General features: G+C 49.5%; 12 protein-coding genes. 11 read left to right on the top strand and 1 reads right to left on the bottom strand.

The features are described from left to right. The first annotated feature begins 360 nt into the window (after window positions 1-360). The 11 genes from ABXS88_RS04130 to ABXS88_RS04080 all read left to right on the top strand — a co-directional run bounded on the left by ABXS88_RS04130 (window position 361) and on the right by ABXS88_RS04080 (window position 9,624). Complete coding sequence (locus ABXS88_RS04130) at window positions 361-606, top strand: hypothetical protein (protein WP_353673922.1); 246 nt, start codon at window positions 361-363, stop codon at window positions 604-606. Between the two features lie 3 nt (window positions 607-609). After that, window positions 610-1,998, top strand: a complete 1,389-nt coding sequence (locus tag ABXS88_RS04125; RefSeq protein WP_353673921.1) for a LuxR C-terminal-related transcriptional regulator — start codon at window positions 610-612, stop codon at window positions 1,996-1,998. A gap of 131 nt (window positions 1,999-2,129) precedes the next feature. After that, window positions 2,130-3,413: an MSMEG_0569 family flavin-dependent oxidoreductase gene (locus ABXS88_RS04120; RefSeq protein WP_353673920.1), complete on the top strand. Its 1,284-nt coding sequence runs from the start codon at window positions 2,130-2,132 to the stop codon at window positions 3,411-3,413. A gap of 180 nt (window positions 3,414-3,593) precedes the next feature. Further along, window positions 3,594-4,076 (top strand): MSMEG_0572/Sll0783 family nitrogen starvation response protein, encoded by a 483-nt coding sequence (locus ABXS88_RS04115; RefSeq protein ID WP_190571457.1) that lies wholly within the window; start codon window positions 3,594-3,596, stop codon window positions 4,074-4,076. A gap of 23 nt (window positions 4,077-4,099) precedes the next feature. Further along, complete coding sequence (locus ABXS88_RS04110; RefSeq protein ID WP_353673919.1) at window positions 4,100-5,116, top strand: Nit6803 family nitrilase; 1,017 nt, start codon at window positions 4,100-4,102, stop codon at window positions 5,114-5,116. Further along, window positions 5,107-5,538, top strand: coding sequence for a nuclear transport factor 2 family protein (locus ABXS88_RS04105; RefSeq protein ID WP_353674774.1), 432 nt, complete (start codon window positions 5,107-5,109; stop codon window positions 5,536-5,538). Before ABXS88_RS04110 ends, ABXS88_RS04105 begins: the two co-directional genes overlap by 10 nt. Window positions 5,539-5,576: 38 nt before the next feature. Next, window positions 5,577-6,668, top strand: coding sequence for an MSMEG_0568 family radical SAM protein (locus ABXS88_RS04100; protein ID WP_353674773.1), 1,092 nt, complete (start codon window positions 5,577-5,579; stop codon window positions 6,666-6,668). Between the two features lie 23 nt (window positions 6,669-6,691). Beyond that, window positions 6,692-7,225 carry an MSMEG_0567/Sll0786 family nitrogen starvation N-acetyltransferase gene (locus ABXS88_RS04095; RefSeq protein ID WP_353673918.1) on the top strand — a complete coding sequence of 178 codons (534 nt, stop codon included), beginning with the start codon at window positions 6,692-6,694 and terminating at the stop codon, window positions 7,223-7,225. Then, window positions 7,225-8,196: a sll0787 family AIR synthase-like protein gene (locus ABXS88_RS04090; protein ID WP_353673917.1), complete on the top strand. Its 972-nt coding sequence runs from the start codon at window positions 7,225-7,227 to the stop codon at window positions 8,194-8,196. Before ABXS88_RS04095 ends, ABXS88_RS04090 begins: the two co-directional genes overlap by 1 nt. Before the next feature lie 5 nt (window positions 8,197-8,201). Further along, window positions 8,202-9,365 carry an MSMEG_0565 family glycosyltransferase gene (locus ABXS88_RS04085; RefSeq protein ID WP_353673916.1) on the top strand — a complete coding sequence of 388 codons (1,164 nt, stop codon included), beginning with the start codon at window positions 8,202-8,204 and terminating at the stop codon, window positions 9,363-9,365. Continuing rightward, the gene (locus ABXS88_RS04080) at window positions 9,331-9,624 is read left to right on the top strand and encodes an MSMEG_0570 family nitrogen starvation response protein (protein ID WP_353673915.1); all 294 of its coding nucleotides are present in this window, start codon (window positions 9,331-9,333) and stop codon (window positions 9,622-9,624) included. The genes ABXS88_RS04085 and ABXS88_RS04080 overlap by 35 nt, the downstream gene beginning before the upstream one ends. 384 nt (window positions 9,625-10,008) lie before the next feature. Here the strand turns inward: ABXS88_RS04080 and ABXS88_RS04075 are convergent, their stop codons facing one another. Next, a complete protein-coding gene (locus ABXS88_RS04075) occupies window positions 10,009-19,329 on the bottom strand; it encodes an RHS repeat-associated core domain-containing protein (RefSeq protein ID WP_353673914.1) in 9,321 nt (3,106 codons plus the stop codon). Window positions 19,330-19,335: the final 6 nt, after the last annotated feature.

Below are 19,335 nucleotides of genomic sequence, written 5' to 3'. Positions count from 1 at the left end.
CCCTCTTGCGTCACTCTCGGAGGCTTTCAGTCTATTGAAAAGCTTGCCGGATAAGCGTTTAGGGCATTTTATAAACCAACAGGAACCAATCTAATTATTGATTCGAAATTGTATCTGAAAGGCTTGCAATCAGGGGTTTTCGAGGTTCTCACTCAAGTCGGCTTTCCTAATCTAATGGAAGAGGATACTCTGCCAAACTCATAGCCTTGAGTCTATGAGATACCGAATAGACTTCCTGAAAAGCATCTGGCACTGCAGAAATCGCGCAACACTATTGAATTCTCCCGGACAAAGATGAATGATGTCCCAACCAAACCGTTTGGCGATCGCCTCAGGGATCCTGGCTAAGGACATCCCAGGATGTTAGCAAGCATCATTCTCTCGAGCATTGGTTTTCGCTACTCGGAACTTTCCGGTACGGTAACCAAAATTTTAGCCCTGTCAGTCGTCAATGACCGCTTCGCCAGTTTGAACTCAAGATGTGCAGGTGAGCCAGGTGTCCTCAATGTAAGCAAACAAATCGAGTATGAAGATAAGTTCGTAGCTTTAACTACAAAGCTAGCCCTGGAACTAAGGCTCAATGGAAAGAAAGTTGTCCTTATGTAAACAATGTCAGCCCTACCGGGTAGACTGCTTAACTCAGCCCAACTCCTCTTTGATTTGCAGCAAGCTAACGAAATTGCTCAGTCGTTTGCAGGGTGTCTGGAACCGGATTTAATTGCTCGATCGGTGACAGAAGGATTGGTAGAGCGCTTTCGTTGTGCCTTTGTACGGATCTGGTTACTAGAACCAAATCAATCAATGTTGCGTTTGGTCGCTTCATCGGGGATGTATACCCGCACCGATGGCTTTTTTGGACGGGTGCCCATGGGTGCCTATAAGGTCGGCAAAATTGCCCAAAATCGCGTTTCTTTTCTGAGTAACAACCTGCCTGAAGAATCCTGGGTGGGCAATCGAGAATGGGCGATCGCCAATCAAATTCGCGGCTTTGCGGGATATCCGCTTGCCATTGGTCATCGAGTTATTGGGGTGTTGGCCATGTTTAGCTGTCAGCCCCTGGAATCGGAGTTTCTGGAAGTGCTGCAAACCCTCAGCACGATCGCCACCGTTGCCTTGGATACTGCCATTCAATACCAGCAAGAAAAGCAAAACTGGCAACTTTCAGCAAACAATAGCCCCAGTCAATTGGCCCTCTCCGATCAAATTGCGAAGATTCTCAGTAGTGCTCGGCTAACCATGCTTGGTACAGAACAATCGCTCTCCCTGGCGATTAGTTTTCTGCTCTTGAAAATGGCTGAAACCTTAAATTGTGCTTCCTATGCCCAACTGGTTTATCGGGAAGAGTCTGTTTCCCTGGAAGCTACAATTTCGACTTTGGCGACAGATTCTACTGTTCAGATCCAGGCAAGGCTTGGAGAGATTAAACTGTTGGCGTCAGTTCTGGGGGGGCAACTCACAACCCAGCCGATCTCCCATCAGCGCGCTTTACAAATCAGAGTAGATTTGCCCTACGTCTGGGAACTATCCGAATTAAAGGTAGAAATTACCTGCGTCTCTCCTGTATTGCAATTGGCGTTGACTCAAGTCGCCGTCAGGGCAGGTCTCACCCTATGCACAGATGCAGAAGTTCCCTTATTGACTGACAATCCCAACGCAGTGGCGGGCGATCGCAACGTGATCTGGGTAACGACCTCTTACCCCTGCCCTCAGGGAATTCAATCCAGGATTGACCTGTCGATTCAGCCAGCTCAACTGAGACAGGTGGTTGAAGCGGTGACCCAGGGATATCCCTGGGGAGTTCGAGCCAATGAGTTGACAGAGCGCGAATTGGAAATTCTCACATTGCTGACTCAAGGACATCGAGATCGCAACATTGCAGAAGCGTTGCTCATTAGTGAAAGCACGGTCAAATTTCATCTCAACAACGTTCTCTCTAAGCTGAAAGCTCGCACCCGTTACCAGGCAATTTACCAGGCTATCCAACAGGGGTGGATTTAGCGACAACCTATCACTATCGCTAGACTTGGGATTTCCGTATCTATAAATACAAAGGCTTTCAAAGGTCAACTTTAGGCTGACTGTCAGTTGATTCATAACATTATCCACAACAAACAACTGATCTACACCCTATGAGAAATCACTATTCGGTGGTTATCGTTGGCGGCGGGCAGGCTGGGCTTTCCATAAGCTATTGCCTGAAAGAACGCGGCATTGACCATCTTATTTTTGAAAAAAATCAAATTGGGTATGCCTGGCGAGAAAAGCGCTGGGATAGCTTCTGTCTGGTCACACCCAACTGGCAATGTCAGTTACCGGGATTTCCCTATCCGGGGAGTGACCCCCAGGGATTCATGGTGAAAGATGAAATTGTCCAGTATATCCAAGCCTTTGCGGCCTCCTTTGAGCCACCGATTCGAGAAGGTGTAGAAGTCTTGCGGTTGTGGAAAGACGAAACGCACAATCGGTTCGAACTCCAGACCTCAATCGGCACCTACACGGCAGATCAGGTGGTAATTGCGACAGGCGGCTATCACCAGCCCAAAATTCCTCGCATGGCGGAGCGACTCCCCGCCACAGTCCAGCAAATCCATGCGTCGGAGTATAAAAATCCAGATGCATTACCACCGGGAGCCGTGCTGGTGGTTGGCACTGGCCAATCGGGCTGCCAGATCGCCGAAGATTTGCATCTGGCCGGTCGTACCGTGCATTTAAGTATGGGCAGTGCGCCGCGATCGCCCCGTCGTTACCGGGGCAAAGATGTAGTGGACTGGTTGGATCAGATGGGATACTACGACTTGCCGATTGACGAGCATCCCCAAAAAGATAAAGTCCGCGCCAAGGCCAACCATTACTTAACTGGACGCGATGGCGGGCGGGAGATTGACCTGCGGCAGTTTGCCAAGGAAGGGATGCAACTGCACGGACGGTTACAGCGGATTCATGGGACAGAACTTCAGTTCAATCCCGACCTGAAGCAAAATTTAGACCAGGCCGATGCCGTCTCCGAAAGCATTAAACAGACCATCGACGCTTTCATTGCCAAAAACCACCTGAATGCCCCCACTGAACCACCTTACCATCCCGTTTGGCAACCCACCGAGGAGCAACCTGTGATCGATATTGGGGCCGCCAACATCCAGACCGTGATTTGGTGTACGGGGTATCAAACAGACTTTAGCTGGATGGATGTGCCTGTGTTTAACGGCAAAGGCTATCCCAGCCATGAGCGTGGCGTAACTCCTATCTGGGGGCTGTACTTCCTGGGGTTGCCCTGGCTGTATACCTGGGGTTCGGGGCGATTTTCCGGCATTGCGCGGGATGCAGTCTATCTGGCCGATTATCTTGCGGCTCGGCGACGGATTTCAACCAACAATGCCTGGAGTGTAGTGAATGAATTTTTGCTGGGATCGTAGTCACGACCACCTATCGATTTAAACAGGTATGACAGGCCGATCGCCCCGGCCTCAGCCCATTGGCGATCGCTAACCTGACCCTATGGGTAGTCTTCTGGACTCTGTAACTGGAGATACAAATCCTCGTCCTGGCAACCCAGTAATGTGGCTGGAAATCCAGCAAAACAAAAGGAAGCAATTATGGCTGAAGTGACTGCCCCAGCGCATCAAACTGGTGATTTCTTTGTTGATTACGAAGAAAAGGTTTTTCCCGATGTCAAAGCCGAACCGGGCGAAAAAGCCCTGGTGACGTTCCACACTGTTGCCTTTGAAGGCTCGATCGGCTTTGTCAATTTACTGCAAGCCACCCGACTACAGCGCAAGGGGTTTGAAACTTCAGTGCTGTTGTATGGCCCCGGCGTAACCTTGGGTGTGCAACGGGGATTTCCGAAACTCGGTGATGCCGCTTTTCCAGGACACCAAAACTTCAATGAACAATTGACCAAGTTTATGGCGGAAGGTGGCAAAGTCTATGCCTGTCGCTTCGCGCTGCAAGCCCTGTATGGTCACGGCGAACCCTCGTTGATTCCCGGCATTCGCCCGATTAATCCGCTGGATGTGCTGGATTTGGTCTTGCTGCATCGCAAGGATGGAGCCTTCATTCTCGATACCTGGACACTCTAGGATTTTTACCCTTCCAATCACCTATGGATTATTCACGCATTGTTCGTGCAGCGGCAGTTCAAATCAGTCCAGTGCTGTTTAGTCGCGAGGGCACCACTGAGAAAGTCTTGCAGGCAATTGCCAAAGCCGCAGGGGAAGGGGCGCAACTGGTAGTTTTTCCCGAAACCGTTGTGCCCTACTATCCCTACTTCTCCTTTGTGCAACCACCTGTGCTGATGGGCAAAGAACACATGCGGCTGTACGAAGAAGCGGTGACTATTCCAGGGCCAACCACCGATGCCGTCAGTCGAGCTGCCCGTTCCTACAATATTGTCGTTGTCTTGGGAGTCAATGAGCGCGATCATGGCTCCCTCTACAACACCCAACTGATCTTTGATGCCGATGGCACCCTGTTGCTGAAACGGCGCAAGATCACCCCGACCTACCATGAGCGCATGGTCTGGGGGCAGGGCGACGGAGCCGGACTGCGAACGGTGGACACCACAGTGGGACGGCTGGGAGCATTGGCCTGTTGGGAACATTACAATCCCCTAGCTCGGTTTGCCCTGATGACGCAGCACGAACAAATCCACTGTGCCCAGTTTCCCGGTTCCATGGTCGGGCAGATTTTTGCCGATCAAATCGAAGTCACCATTCGCCATCACGCCCTGGAATCGGGTTGTTTTGTGATCAATGCCACCGCGTGGCTGTCACCGGAACAGGTGGGGCAAATTACCCCCGATGAAAAGCTGCAACGAGTCCTCAGCGGCGGCTGCAACACAGCCATTATTGGCCCAGAAGGCAATCACCTCTGCCCGCCTGTGATCGACGGGGAAGGAATGGCGATCGCCGACCTCGACTTCTCCCTGATCACCAAGCGCAAAAGGATGATGGACTCCGTTGGTCATTACTCCCGCCCCGACTTACTGCAACTGCATACCAACCTGACCGCTCAACCCCTGATCGCCCCCACCCCTGTCTCAGACTTAGCCCAACTGGATTTGCCCGTTCCAGACGCGAATGCCGTTTCACCTGCGTTCACCCTGAATGAATCACCATGAAACCTCCCCTACCCCCGTTTACCCTCGAAACCGCCAAAGCCAAAGTCCAAGCGGCTGAAGATGCCTGGAATACCCGTGACCCAGAACGTGTCGCCCTCGCCTATACCGAAGATTCCGAATGGCGCAATCGGGCTGAGTTTTTGGCTGGACGCGCCCAGATTGTCGAGTTCCTAAAGCGAAAATGGGCGAAAGAGTTGGACTATCGCTTGAAAAAGGAACTGTGGTGCTTTATGGAGAATCGCATTGCCGTGCGGTTTGAGTACGAATGGCACGATGATTCCGGTTTCTGGTATCGCTCCTACGGCAATGAGAACTGGGAATTTGCTGACAATGGGCTGATGATGCGCCGATTCGCCAGCATCAACGATATCCCAATTCAAGAATCCGATCGCAAATTTCGTTGGGAGCGGCAACCCACATGACTCAGCAACGGAATCAGCCATCGATCAGTCAGCTACACTTGACGAAGCAAGAACTCATTGCCCAACTGCAAACCTATGGCTTGCAGTGGATTGAACCCACATCGACCGTGATGGGTCGCAAGGGGGGCGCGGGCCCGTCGGATCACAAAGCCATCACCATTGATGACACCACGGTGATGGTGCCGATCTTTACGGAGTCGGCGACGCGATCGCCCTATGCCGCTATGCTCGACTCCACCCCCGGTCAGGCCAAGTTGCGGTTTCAGGATCAAGACATCGCCCAGATTTCCTTTCCCCAGCGGCCTCGGTTTTATGACCTCAGCACCGCCGACGGCATTCCCTACTGGAAAATTGCCCTACTGCACAGCCGTGATGTGTTGGCAACAACGGTGCTGCAAACCTGTATGCGCTACAACGACAAAGCCACCTCTTGCCAGTTTTGCGCCATTGGCCAGTCGCTAGAGGCAGGGCGCACGATTGCCCGCAAAACGCCCGCCCAATTGGCGGAAGTGGCTGCAGCTGCGGTTCGGTTGGATGGAGTGCGGCAACTGGTGATGACCACTGGAACACCCAATACTAATGATCGAGGTGCTGCGTACTTAACCGAATGTGCCAGAGCTATCAAAGCCAGAGTCGATTTGCCGATCCAGGCTCAATGTGAACCACCAGAGGATTTTGTCTGGTTTGAGCGCATGAAAGCGGCAGGCATTGAGAATTTGGGGATGCATCTGGAAGCCGCCGACCCAGCGGTTAGGGCAAGAATTATGCCAGGAAAGGCCTCTGTGCCGTTAGCTCATTACTTTGATGCGTTTCAAGCTTCTGTCAAGGTATTTGGTTGGGGACAGGTCAGCACCTACCTCTTAGCCGGTCTAGGGGATAGTCTAGAAACGCTGACGGAGCTGTGCGATCGCCTGATTCAACTGGGAGTTTATCCCTTTGTAGTTCCCTTTGTTCCGATCAGTGGTACGCCTCTAGCTCAGCACCCAGCACCCAGCAGTGAGTTTATGCAGGCCATTTATGAGCGGGTAGGGGCGATGCTGAAGCAATCCGGACTGAGATCGACCGATATGAAAGCTGGATGTGCCAAGTGCGGAGCCTGTTCTGCTCTTTCAAGTTTTGAAGCAGCTTAGGTATTCATTACACTTCCAGAACAATGACTCACTATCAATTCAAACTAGCCACCACCCCGGAAGAAATCACTACGTACTTTGCTCTGCGTAAAACCATTTTTGTACAGGAACAGCAGCTTTTTCAGGGCAGTGATGTGGATGAAATCGATAACATTGCCTATCCCATCATTGCAGTTCACCCCAGAAACATGATTCACTCGAATTTTGGCAAGCCAAAAGATGAGATTGTAGGGGTTGTACGAATTTATGAAACCAAGCCCGGCTTCTGGTATGGTGGACGATTAGGCACCCATCCAGACTACCGCAAGGGCTGGCAAATTGGTAAAGGCTTAATCTACAAAGCCGTCACAACCGCTAATACCTGGGGATGTGAACAATTTTTGGCTACCGTTCAACTGCAAAATGTCCGCTTCTTTCAACGGTTACACTGGCAATCCGTGGATGAGATGACCATTTGCGATCGCCCCCATCACCTAATGCAGGCCGATTTAAACTATTACCCGGCTACTAACGAAGTTCGTCCTGCCTTACCGTTTCAAGTCAGGGAAGCTTCCTGATGCTAGCTGCTCTGATTGCCCAGTTGCAGAACTCCATTGGAATTTTGCATAAACAAGACATCCAGACGGCGCTGAGTATCCTCAAGCCAGAAATGCTCCAGATTTTGGCGGATATACGCCCCGGGGATGACTGTGCAGCTATTCCCGATGGCGACGGGTATTTGTTGCTGGCCAGTGAAGGGATGATGCCGTTCTTCGTAGAACAAGATCCCTGGTTTGCAGGCTGGTCTGCGGTGATGGTGAATGTCAGTGATATCTGTGCTATGGGTGGACGGGCGATCGCTGTCGTGGATACAATTTGGAGCCAGTCTCTTGAGCAGGCTCAACCCCTTTGGGCTGGAATGCAGGCCGCTGCCCAGGCCTATAACCTACCGATCGTCGGTGGGCATACCAACTGCCATAGTCCCTACAATGCTCTGTCAGTCTCTATTCTGGGACGAGCGACGCGATTGATCACCAGCTTTGACGCCCAACCCGGTCAACAATTGCTGATGGTGGTTGATCTCAACGGCGCAATGCATCCCACGTTTCCCTTTTGGAATGCAGCAACAAAAGCAGAACCTACCCGGTTACAAACCAACCTGGCGCTGTTACCTCATCTTGCAGAAATAGGGCTTTGTAAGGCGGGTAAAGATATCAGCATGGGAGGGATCATCGGTACGACGCTCATGTTGCTGGAAACCTCTGGCAGGGGTGCGGTTTTGAACCTGGAGTCGATTCCTCGACCAGCCAGCACACCGTTAGAAACCTGGCTGACCGTTTTTCCCAGTTACGGTTTCCTGCTGAGTGTTGATACGGCCCAGGTAACGCTGGTACAAAAGCTGTTTCGCGATCGTCAGTTGACCTGCGAGGTGATTGGCGAAATCAACTCTGGCAGTGAATTGGTGTTGCAACTTCAGCAGGAATCGATCAGTTTTTGGGATTTTAACCACCGTCCCCTGACTGGATTTCACCCTGAAGGAACGACGTAGGTTTTATGCGCATTGCTCTGTTGACCTACTCCACCAAGCCTAGAGGGAGCGTTATCCATACTCTAGAACTAGCAAATGCATTGCATCATGCAGGTCACTCGGTTTGCATTTATGCCTTAGACAAAGATGGACAGGGATTTGGACGATCGCTGGACTGCTCCTATCAACTTGTTCCTGCCAGTGTAGCTCCTCAGAGTATTGATCAACTGATTCAACAGCGCATCAATGAATTTGTCAATTTTTTAGATCAGCATTTGCAAACCGTTTGCCATGAGGTTTTCCATGCACAAGATTGCATTAGTGCTAATGCTCTGGCAATTCTTCGTCAACGAGAAAAGATTCCTTACTTTATCCGCACGGTTCACCACATTGAAGAGTATCAGAGTGTGTATCTCCAGCAATGTCAGGAGCGATCGATCCATGAACCGGATCTCTGCCTTTGTGTGAGTGACTACTGGCAGCAGCAGTTGGCTCACCAGTATCAAATTCAGGCCCCCAGAGTAATCAACGGCGTTGATCCCGATCGCTTTACTGCTACACCTTCTCACCGTGACTCCTCTCTCAAACAACAATTAGGGATTACAGGCAATCCGGTGTTTTTCACGGTTGGTGGCATTGAACCTCGAAAAAATACTTTGCAATTAGTCAAAGCGTTTGCTCAGGTACGCTATGCCCTGCCTCACGCGCAACTTGTGATTGCAGGGGGGGCGACTCTGTTTGACTATCAGGCCTATCGGGAGCAGTTTTTTCAACAGGTGAAGGAACTGGGGGTGGAGCCGGCGATCGTCCTTCCTGGGGTGATTGCAGATGAGGATCTGCCTGCCCTGTATCGCTGTGCTGATAGTTTTGTGTTTCCCTCGGTTAAAGAAGGTTGGGGATTGGTTGTGCTTGAGGCGATCGCCAGTGGTTTACCGACAATTCTTTCGCATCAGGCTCCTTTCACTGAATTTCTGGCGTCTGAGCAAACGTTTTGGGTGGATCCTTCCGATGCGGATGCCATTGCCCAGGCGATGCTGAAAAGTGTTCAACCTGATTTGGCTCAGGCCTGTATTCAAAAAAGTCATTCAGTGATTGAAACCTATTCCTGGAAGGCATCCGCTACAATGCATCTAGATCACTATCAGCAATTCATCCATGCCAGAAATCCGCTTTCAGATTCAATGGCCTGATGGGACTCAAGAAATCTGCTATTCTCCTTCTCTTGTTGTCAAGGACTACTTCACGCCCAATCAATCCTATTCGCTGGATGAATTTGTCACCCGATCTCGCATCGCGTTGATGATCGCCAGCGATCGGGTGAAGGCAAAGTATGGAATGCCTTGTAGTCTGGCTTTGAACCAATTAGACAAAATAAACCATCAAGCACAGCAGTATCAGGGAGAGTCCTTATCTTTGGAAGTCAAAGTGATTCACTTTATTGAATTTTGACGATTGAATGGCTTCTTTTTTTTCAGCGCTATTTTCACGGTCAAGTTGCGGAAGAATAAAATCCAAGTCGTTTTTTTATGCGTGTCGACCGGGCCTAGAAGTGAGATTGCAGGGCCAGTCAGATTGTTCTAGGAACTCAAATCAGCGCCGACTTTTTTGACCTTGATATTCTGACTGATTTTGCGACGGAAAAAAGCTGGTCAAGGGCTAATGTCGTGTCTGAAAAAGACTCGTCAGAAAAACGAGTGTTACAGCTGTTTAGATTGAGAATGATACAAATTACTTGACTGAGATTCTTGATTAGCAAGGCTTTGTCCATCTGTGATTGTCCTATAATAAATCAAATCAGCTATAACTTGATTATTCGGCATTGGAAGTTGTCATCTAGCCTAAGCCAGAATCTGCTACAAAACCAGCCAGGGCCGTTTCAGCGGCATAGAGAGACGCACTGGTATCTCCAAAGGGATCTAACCAATTGCGACCAAAGGCCTCATTAGCAGGAGTAGAAGTGGCTCGGCGTTCTAGCTCAGTGTCAATGGCCTTGCTCATTAAATCAGCACTGGCCAGCTTATTACGGAGGGTACTAATATCCTCGTTGGCTGCCCCAAGGGCCACGTAGAGAGCAAAATTAGCCAAGGTGATGTTGCCAGCATCTAAATGACCGGCCCAGAAATCCCGACCAGCGGGTTCTGCATCCCGGTTAAAGGCCATTCGATAAACCTCATTCACTTTCTGAGCACTGCTTTTACCACCAAAGAGTCGATTCGCTTCGGCACTTTCTCCAAAAGCTGCGGCAAGGGAATTATAAAGACTTTCTTCATCGCCGGTGAGGGGATCGCCACCGCCAAAGACGACTTTGCTCTCTTCAAATTTTTGGTTCCAGAAGGCGAGGCCACCAGGGTCACCAGGCCGGCCGTAGTAGGCCACGTAGGCGATCTGGATGGTTCCACCTTTCAGCACCAAGGGGGCCGTGGAAGGATCATCCTGTTCAATGGTGCCAATGGCCTGGCCATCAAGTAAAGTCGCCCCTACAGGATTGCTCAGGTTAACTACGAAGGTTTCGCTATTTTCGTCCAGAGTATCACCAATGATAGTGACGGGAATTTGTCCGCTGAGTTGGCCGGCTGGAATGGTCAAGGTGCCACTGGTGGCGATGTAGTCAGAACCGGCCTTAGCTGTATTGTTGTGATCGGCCGTGGCGTATTGAACGATAACAGTTTGGGTACTAGGTTCAGAGAGATCAACGGTAAAGACCATTGAGTTATTACTATCCCCTTCCAGTTGAGAGCGGTCACTTATACTTAGAGTGATATTGGCCTGACTGGTAACAGTGGTCGAGGTATCGGCCAGGGCCGGTGGGGCCTCAGTATGACCGACATGATCCGTAGCCACGCTATAAAACGCATAGGTATGGCCAATTTGGCCGGTATGGCTGGCAGAGGTAGCGGTGATGTCATCTTGCCAGAGGACAAAGGGGCCACTATCGGTCGAAACGTAAATATCGTAGGAGGCGATACCACTACCGGGGGCGTCAGTGCCGCCCCAAGTAACGGTAAAGCTTGTGGGGCTATTGGCTGGCAGGGCCTGGACGCTACTACTCGGGCCATTGATATCCACGGTATTGCGATGGAGCGGGGTATCAATAGGGTCGTTGGTATCGAAGACAATCCGGGCCTTGGCATCGAGTTGGGTGCCCGTGGCCAAGTTGGGTTTGGCTTCTACTTTGTAGCTCACAAAGCCTTCGCCGGAGTGGGTTTCGGGGTCATTGGGAGGTAAGAAACCATCCAATAGGCCGGTGGGAAGTTGCCCGGTTTTGGGATCAATGGTGGTCAACGTCCAAGTGACTTGGCCTGTGCTAGGATTGAAAGTGGCTTTGTAGTCAACGTAGTAGGGCATAGTAGCCGTGGCATCGACCCGTGCCTCGTAGTTTTGGAAGCCCTCGGGAACATCAATGCGGAAATTACCAAAGCCAAAGGCGCCCAATTCAAAGCTTGTCCAATCGAGATCTGAGTCGATTTGGTGAGTAACGGTGACAAAGACGGCCGGGGCGATTGCCTTTTTATCGTTTTCAAAACGGATCATGTAGGGCAGAACTTGGTCTGGAATTAGCCAACCCTGGTCACCAAATCCTTTTGGCCCAACCACATCGTTGGGATCACGGGAAACAACAACACCGGTTGAGTCGGTGGCAATCGTTTGACTAGGGCCTGGGCCCAAAAGCCCTCCAGGTAGCCAAATATCTTCGCCAAGGATCGAGTTGATTAGATTTGGAATCGAATTTGGGTAAGCAGAATCAATCTTTGCATCGACATACCTAACCGCTTTAACACCTGCCCATGCAAACAAAGCAACAAGCGCCGCCGGGATCAATGAAGGCGCCAATGCCGTGGAAACACCTACTAGGGGAAGACCTAGATCGACTGATGCAGCTGCTTGTAAGACCGCTAGAACCACTATCGCTCTAATTGCCGTAGAGTTTTCTATCACGTCTTCAGCCGGTTTGCCAGCCGCTAACCAATTATAAAGCGACTCTATTTTGGGTTTAAGGGAATAACCAACCAATGCAACCGCCGCTGCACCATAGGTGTATATAAGAAAAGTCAAGAAAGCATCTAGACCAAGAGGATCTATCTGATTAGTTGCATTGTTTCCTACATAGCGATACAAATTGGCATCACCGCTATCTATCCCTAAGGGATCAGGGCTTAAGAAAGATCCCAGGCCAGGGCTGTAATAGCGGGCCCGCATAAAGTCTAGGCCATTGCCTTCGTCCATCACGCCCCATTGGCCAACGAACTCAAAGGGATTGACTAGGCCTTCGGTGGTGACGAGATTTTCACCAAAGGGTAGGTAGCGGTATTGATTGATGTAGCTCCCAGCGCTATTGGTTAAGCCGGCTACGGAACCAATGGCATCAAAGTCATAGTAATTCTGACTGCCATTCCGGGCCATGCTTTCCAGTCCAAAGCCGTAGGTGTAGTTGGCCACCAGGTTGCCATTGCTGTCATATTCCCCCATCACATTCACCAGGCCCGTGGGATCGAGCAAGAATTCAGTCCGTTGGCCATTGTGGACACTGGCAATGCGATTGCCGAGGGCATCGTATTCGTAAATCCAGTTGCCATCGACGGTGGTAACGCTGATGAGACGGTTTTCGCTGTCGTAGCTGTAGCTACTGCTATTACCGGCCTGGGTTTTGCTGATCAAATTACCATTGGCATCGTAGCTATAGGTGGCGGCCCCGACGGTAGTGTATTGATTGAGAGCATTACTGCTGTAGTTGGTAGTCACGCCACTATCAATCACTTTGGTGCGGTTGCCGGCCGCGTCGTATTGGTATTGAATCAAGCGGCCACTGGGAAGACTGACAGCGATCAATTGACCAGCTGCGTCGTAGCTATAGTTGGTCACGCCCTCTAGGGTGGTCATACTGGCCCGACGGCCGAGGGCATCATAACCATAGCCAAAGCGGGAGTTAACACTGGCATCGGCTTTGTAGTTGACCAAGCTCAGCAGTTGGCCTGCGGCATCGTAACTGTAGGTGGTGTAGGTGCCATTGCCATTGTCACTGCGGCTCAGACGGCCGACCGTATCGTAGGCATAGGCAGCGATTAAAGCATTACTGCCATCTTTGACGCTGGCCAAACGGCCGAGGGTATCGTAATTATATTTAGTGACATGGCCAAGCTGGTCACTGATCTGAGTCCGCCGGCCCGCCGTGTCGTAGGTATAGGCCACAAAACGGCCCTCGCCATCGGTGACTTTGGTTAAACGGTCAGCACTATCGTAGGTGAAGCTGAGGTTACTGTCGCTATCGACGGCGGTGAGGAGATTGCCCCGAGCGTCGTAGGTAAAGGTGGCCTTGGGACCATCGGCGTATTCTTTGTTTAAGAGTTGGAATTTGGCGTCGTAGGTATATTTAATGGCCTGGCCACTGCGGTTGGTCGACAGGGTGAGATTGCCCTTGTCATCGTAGCCAAAACTTTCCAAGGTGCCATCGGTGTAAGTAATAGCCGTCAGATTCCCCTTGGCATCGTAGTTGTAGAGCAGAGGATTGCCCTTCGGATCTTGTACCTTCGTTAACCGATCAAAGGCGGTTCCGTAGGTAAATTCTAAGCGTTGGCCTAGAGGATTAACGGCACTGAGCAAATTATCCTGGGCGTCGTAGCTAAAGCTGTTGACGGTTTGTTCCGGGCCAATCAATTGCGTTAAATTACCTTGATCATCGTAGCGATAGAGAACCGAGCGGTTGAGGGGATCCACCAAGCGGCCCATGTCACCCCGGTCATTGAGGAATTGTTTGGTAACGGCCCCGTTGGCCTCAGTAATGGTGACGCCCCCGGTGCTGTCGTAGCGGTAAGTGACGGCCTGGGCCCCACCGTTGCTGGTTTGGCCACTCAGACGGCCCTGGCCATCGTAGGTAAATAGATTTTGACTACCGTCAGCGTAAGTAATGGAACTCAAGGCATTTTTAGCGGCCCCACTGGTGACGTAGGCATAGCTGGTAGTGCCGTCGGGCGTCGTGACATTGAGTAGATAATTCCCCGTACCATCGTAGCCATAGGTGGTGCTCCGACCGGCCTGGTCGGTGACTTTGGTGACGCGGCCCTGACCGTTGTACTCAAAGGTTAAACTGTCGCCGTTGGCATAGCTGGCCTTGGTGAGACGGTCGCCGCTGTAGGTAAAGCTGAGACGATTGCCGTTGTTATCTTCTAGGTAACTGGCCTGGCCAGTGCTGGTGAAGAGGAGCTTCGAGCCGTCTTTTTGGGTTAAGCGGTAATTGGTGCCATCTTTAACAAGCGCGGCCGCCCAATTATCCGGGGTGAGGTAACTGATACCATCGGGTTGTTTGATAAACAGGCCAGATTGAGTCCGGTCTGGTAATTTAATTCGGACATTACCATCCCCATCTACACTGAGGCCATAGCGGAAGGCAAAGCGGAAACCGTAGCCAAAGACATCTTTTTCAAAGCGTTGGGGAATGGCCCCAAAGGCGCTAGCCTGAGCAAGTTCAAAGGCCAAGAGTCGGCCGACTTCATTGGTTTTTTCACCCAGTTGGCTCAGATAGGTCGCATTTTCAGCGAGTACAGCTTGATATTGGGCCACGTTGGCCCCGACCTCCTGCGTAAAATTACTCCAGATCAGATTCCAGGCCTCGTCAGTGATATCGATGGGTTTCAAATTCGGTTTGATCGTGGCCCATTCCATTGTCGTGGCAACAGGGGCACTACTGGAACCGGTATAGAGTTTGGCCACATCCACCGAGAAATTCACCTGGGTATTGACCTGGGAGGGATTAGGGAGAAACAGGGCCGTGATCGAGCCGCTTTCTCCCGGTGAGAGGATACCCATAACGGGATCAGAGCCACCGGCCAAAAATTGCAAGGGATTGGCGGTAAATTCATCCTGGCCATCAAACCGGAGTTGGGCCTTATCTGCCTTGAGGCTGAGGAGTGGGGCCACCATATCGCTTTGGCCTTTGTTGCGGTAGGTAATCACTACTTCCCCTGTCCACCAGGGCCGCACCCCATCGGGAGCCGCGAGGGAAACTTCTAGGTTGTCGTTATTGAAGAGAATATTGCTGTTAACTGCTTGATTGTTAACCGTAAAGACATCGTTGAGGCTATCGGTCAGGCCCCCGGATTCTACACGGACATCGTATAGGCCCGTGCCCAGGCCCTGGAGGTTAAAGGTTCCGGCCAAGGTGCTGGCATCATACCAAGTGACGTTTTGAGCTGGATAGGGAGTGCCATTGGGGGCCACCAAGCTCAGACGACTATCAGGGCTAAATTGGGTTCCGGTGACGGCAATGGTGATTGTGCCTAAATTACTACCAGCCGGAGGAGTAATACGGAGAACATCGAGGGGAACAGCGGTCTGGGAAAGATTAGCCGTGAGGGTTAGGTTGTAGGGAACTGTATTGCCTTGGGGCTGAACTTTTAGATAGTAAGTACCAGCCGTTAAGTTATTCCAACTAGAAATATTAACGATATTACCTTGACTATTGAGCAAGGAAAGTGTGAGATTTTGCTGGCCTGTAACATTAAAACTGCCGGCTTTACTGAGATAGAAACGGTAAAAATCAACAGAATCAATATTGCCTACAAAATCGCTCACTGTTTGACTCCCATTTAAGAAGCCAAGATCTCGAGCTGTCGCCATGGAATTACCGGCAGAATCTAGCAGAGGAATGGGATCTAAGGTAAGCGTATAATTACTAGCACCATTGATGGCAATATAATACACCCCAGGAACAAGATTGAGATTATAATCTGTGCCGAGGTGTTGGAATGGTGTCCGAGACGCATCAAAAATCCGAGCATCTCCAATACTACCCGTTAAGTTAGTGAGAGAGAAATCTAAATTTGTTTCCGTGTCTAACTTAAATGCATACCAATCTTCGGTACTGACGGAATCATTAATAATTAATTCTTTGTTCAGGGTTCCTAGGTAACCACTCGGTAATTCCAACGCCAGAATATCAGCTCCAGAAAAGCTACCTATATTTTCGATAAAGCCACTCCCAGCAGCATTGGAAGAAGTCGTGTTGTAAAAGTCAAGAATACTTAAATCTTTACTTAGATCTAGAATACCATTTTGATCTAGGTCAATCATTAAGGTTGTGCTGAAACTGGCACGGCCAAAACCCATTTTTCCAGCCTGGGCTTTAGCCAACGTGAGTTGACCATTTTCTATGATTAAGGTGTCACTTCCCGAGGAATCCTGGATGATTGTTCCTACTGTATTGTTGGAATTAATGGTATAAGTGTCATCACCATCCTGTCCATACAGTGAGTCTTTTCCACCACCACCCAAGAGACGATCATTGCCCATGCCACCATGAATAATATCATCACCTAAACCACCATTTAAGGTGTCATTGCCGGCAAAGCCCTGGAGGGTATCTCGGTAGGGAGTAGCCGTAATATTTAAATTCTCGACATTACTGATAGTTAGCAGACGCTCACCAACATAGTAGGATTTATTCACCCCTTTCTCATGGTTAAAAATACCTAAACCACTAAAGCTAAGGCCATAGAAATCTGCATTCGTAAAATCAACAATGAGAGTATCAACGCCTATCCCAGTATCAACACTACCGCCATCATCAACTGTTTTTGAATTACCTAAGTTAATCTGATCATTGCCACTCCCTGTTTGAATGGTGCCGATCGCCTCAAAGTTCTTAGCTTGAGTATTGGTATAACTGAGTTGATTAGCAATATTAGTTAAATCAAGCGTGACCGTTGTCGTTGCATCAGAGAGGTCTAAATTTAGGACATCAGACCCTTCGCCGCCATCCAACGTATCTGTCGCATGGCCACTCACCACGTCATTACCAGGGCCACCAAGAAGCAGGTTACTACCATCACCACCATTTAAGGTATCCTGGCCTTCACCACCGCTGAGGGTATCATTACCCGCAAAGCCTTGTAGATTATCGTTGTAGGAAGTCCCCGTTATATTCAGATACTCAAAATTATTAAGGGTAATTAAACGCTCTCCAGGATAGTAGGATTTATTGATCCCTTCCTCATGATTGAAAATGCCTAAGCCATTACCAAAACCAAGACCATAAAAGCCGATACTACTAAAATCAGCAATAACGGTATCATTACCCGTATTGGCATTAATGACAGCACCCTTGACCAAGACATCGGTGTTACCCAAATTAATCACGTCATTACCACTGCCGGTGGTTAAGGTGCCGATATTCTCAAAGTTTTTAACCAGAGTATCTTGATAGCTAACCTGATTATTAACTTGCAGGAAGTTAACAGTGACTGGGATCGTAGCACTACTCAGATCTAGATTGAGGAGGTCATAGTCCGCTCCTCCATCTAATTGGTCATTAACGCTGCCGCTAATAATGTCATTCTCAGCTCCACCGTTTAAAATATCTGTTCCAGCAAATCCCTGGAGATTGTCTTTGTAAGGAGTACCCGTAATATTTAGATTCTCGACATTACTGATGGTAAGCAGACGCTCGCCAGGATAGTAGGATTTATTAACCCCTTCCTCATGATTGAAAATGCCTAAAGAACCAAAGCTAAGACCATAGAAATCTGCATTAGTAAAATTAACAATGAGGGTATCAATGCCTGTCCCAGTATCAACAGTACCGCCATCATCCACAGTAATTGAACTACCGATGTTAATTCCATCGTTTCCACTACCTGTTTTAATCGTACCGATAGCCTCGAAGTTCTTAACTTGAGTATTGGTGTAACTGAGTTGATTAGCAATATTAGTTAAATCAAGCGTGACCGTTGTCGTTGCATCAGAGAGGTCTAAATTTAGGACATCAGACCCTTCGCCGCCATCCAACGTATCTGTCGCATGGCCACTCACCACGTCATTACCAGGGCCACCAAGAAGCAGGTTACTGCCGCCACCACCATTCAACGTATCCTGGCCTTCACCGCCCCTGAGGGTATCATTACCAGCAAAGCCTTGTAGGTTATCGTTGTAGGGAGTTCCGGTTAGATTGAAAGTTTCAAAATTATTGAGGGTAATTAGGCGCTCTCCAGGATAGTAGGATTTATTGATTCCTTCGCCATGGTTAAAAATGCCTAAGCCATTACCAAAACTAAGACCATAAAAGCCAACACTACTAAAATCAGCAATAACGGTATCATTACCCGTATTGGCATTAATGACAGCGCCCTTGACCAAGACATCGGTGTTACCCAAATTAATCACGTCATTACCACTGCCGGTGGTTAAGGTGCCGATATTCTCAAAGTTTTTAACCAGAGTATCTTGATAGCTAACCTGATTATTCACTTGCAGGAAGTTAATAGTGACTGGGGTCGTAGCACTACTCAGATCTAGATTGAGGAGGTCATAGTCCGCTCCTCCATCTAATTGGTCATTAACGCTGCCGCTAATAATGTCATTCTCAGCTCCACCGCTTAAAATATCTGTTCCAGCAAAGCCCTGGAGATTATCTCGGTAGCGAGTGCCAGTAATATTAAGATTTTCAATATTACTAATAGTTAGCAGACGCTCGCCGGGATAGTAGGATTTATTGATGCCTTCACCATGGTTAAAAATTCCTAAAGAACTAAAGCCAAGACCATAGAAATCCGCATTCGTAAAATCGACAATGAGGGTATCATTACCAGCTCCACCATCAACCGTATCGCCATTATCAACGTTATTGCCGTTGCCCAGATTAATGACATCATTGCCAGGAGTGCCGCCCGGAATCAGGGCCTGTTCAATACTGACTAATTCGCCACCAATGACAATGGTTTTAGTATCATCTTCCTGTTGCCAGGCCTGTAGCGTTGCATCCGATAGAGGTTGACCCAGCACCAGGGCCGCAAAGATGGCCCCTTCATCTCCGGCTGTATCGGTAACGTTCACCAGACCATCGACAAAATGGCCAATTTCTTCCAACATCACGGCCGTTTTCTGCTTAGGGGTCGCTGACTCCCAAAAACTAGCCGACAAATAAATCGTATTCAGATTCTTGGCGTAGGCTCCTGAGGCCAGGCCGAGAATATCTGAATTAATCATTTGGATAGCCGGTAACTGGCTAAAATCCCCCCTGGCCCATTGGGCGCGTAAGGACGCTGCTAAATCTGCGTTATATTCTTTTCCGTAAATGGTCTCAAACCGTTGCCAGAAATCCTCTAGGGTCGCAAAGTGAGCAAGGCGTTCCCATACGATTGTTAGGTCAATGTGAGGAGTGTTCATGACCAT

It is taken from the genome of Synechocystis sp. LKSZ1 (assembly GCF_040436315.1).
In the GTDB taxonomy this organism is placed as follows: domain Bacteria; phylum Cyanobacteriota; class Cyanobacteriia; order Cyanobacteriales; family Microcystaceae; genus Synechocystis.
This window is presented reverse-complemented; position numbering and strand designations above follow the sequence as displayed.

Coding starts and splice junctions, on each gene's coding strand:
- ABXS88_RS04090 (WP_353673917.1), top strand. CDS start 7,225: ATGCTAGCTGCTCTGATTGCCCAGTTGCAGAACTCCATTGGAATTTTG.
- ABXS88_RS04130 (WP_353673922.1), top strand. CDS start 361: ATGTTAGCAAGCATCATTCTCTCGAGCATTGGTTTTCGCTACTCGGAA.
- ABXS88_RS04125 (WP_353673921.1), top strand. CDS start 610: ATGTCAGCCCTACCGGGTAGACTGCTTAACTCAGCCCAACTCCTCTTT.
- ABXS88_RS04080 (WP_353673915.1), top strand. CDS start 9,331: ATGCCAGAAATCCGCTTTCAGATTCAATGGCCTGATGGGACTCAAGAA.
- ABXS88_RS04120 (WP_353673920.1), top strand. CDS start 2,130: ATGAGAAATCACTATTCGGTGGTTATCGTTGGCGGCGGGCAGGCTGGG.
- ABXS88_RS04095 (WP_353673918.1), top strand. CDS start 6,692: ATGACTCACTATCAATTCAAACTAGCCACCACCCCGGAAGAAATCACT.
- ABXS88_RS04110 (WP_353673919.1), top strand. CDS start 4,100: ATGGATTATTCACGCATTGTTCGTGCAGCGGCAGTTCAAATCAGTCCA.
- ABXS88_RS04115 (WP_190571457.1), top strand. CDS start 3,594: ATGGCTGAAGTGACTGCCCCAGCGCATCAAACTGGTGATTTCTTTGTT.
- ABXS88_RS04075 (WP_353673914.1), bottom strand. CDS start 19,329: ATGAACACTCCTCACATTGACCTAACAATCGTATGGGAACGCCTTGCT.
- ABXS88_RS04085 (WP_353673916.1), top strand. CDS start 8,202: ATGCGCATTGCTCTGTTGACCTACTCCACCAAGCCTAGAGGGAGCGTT.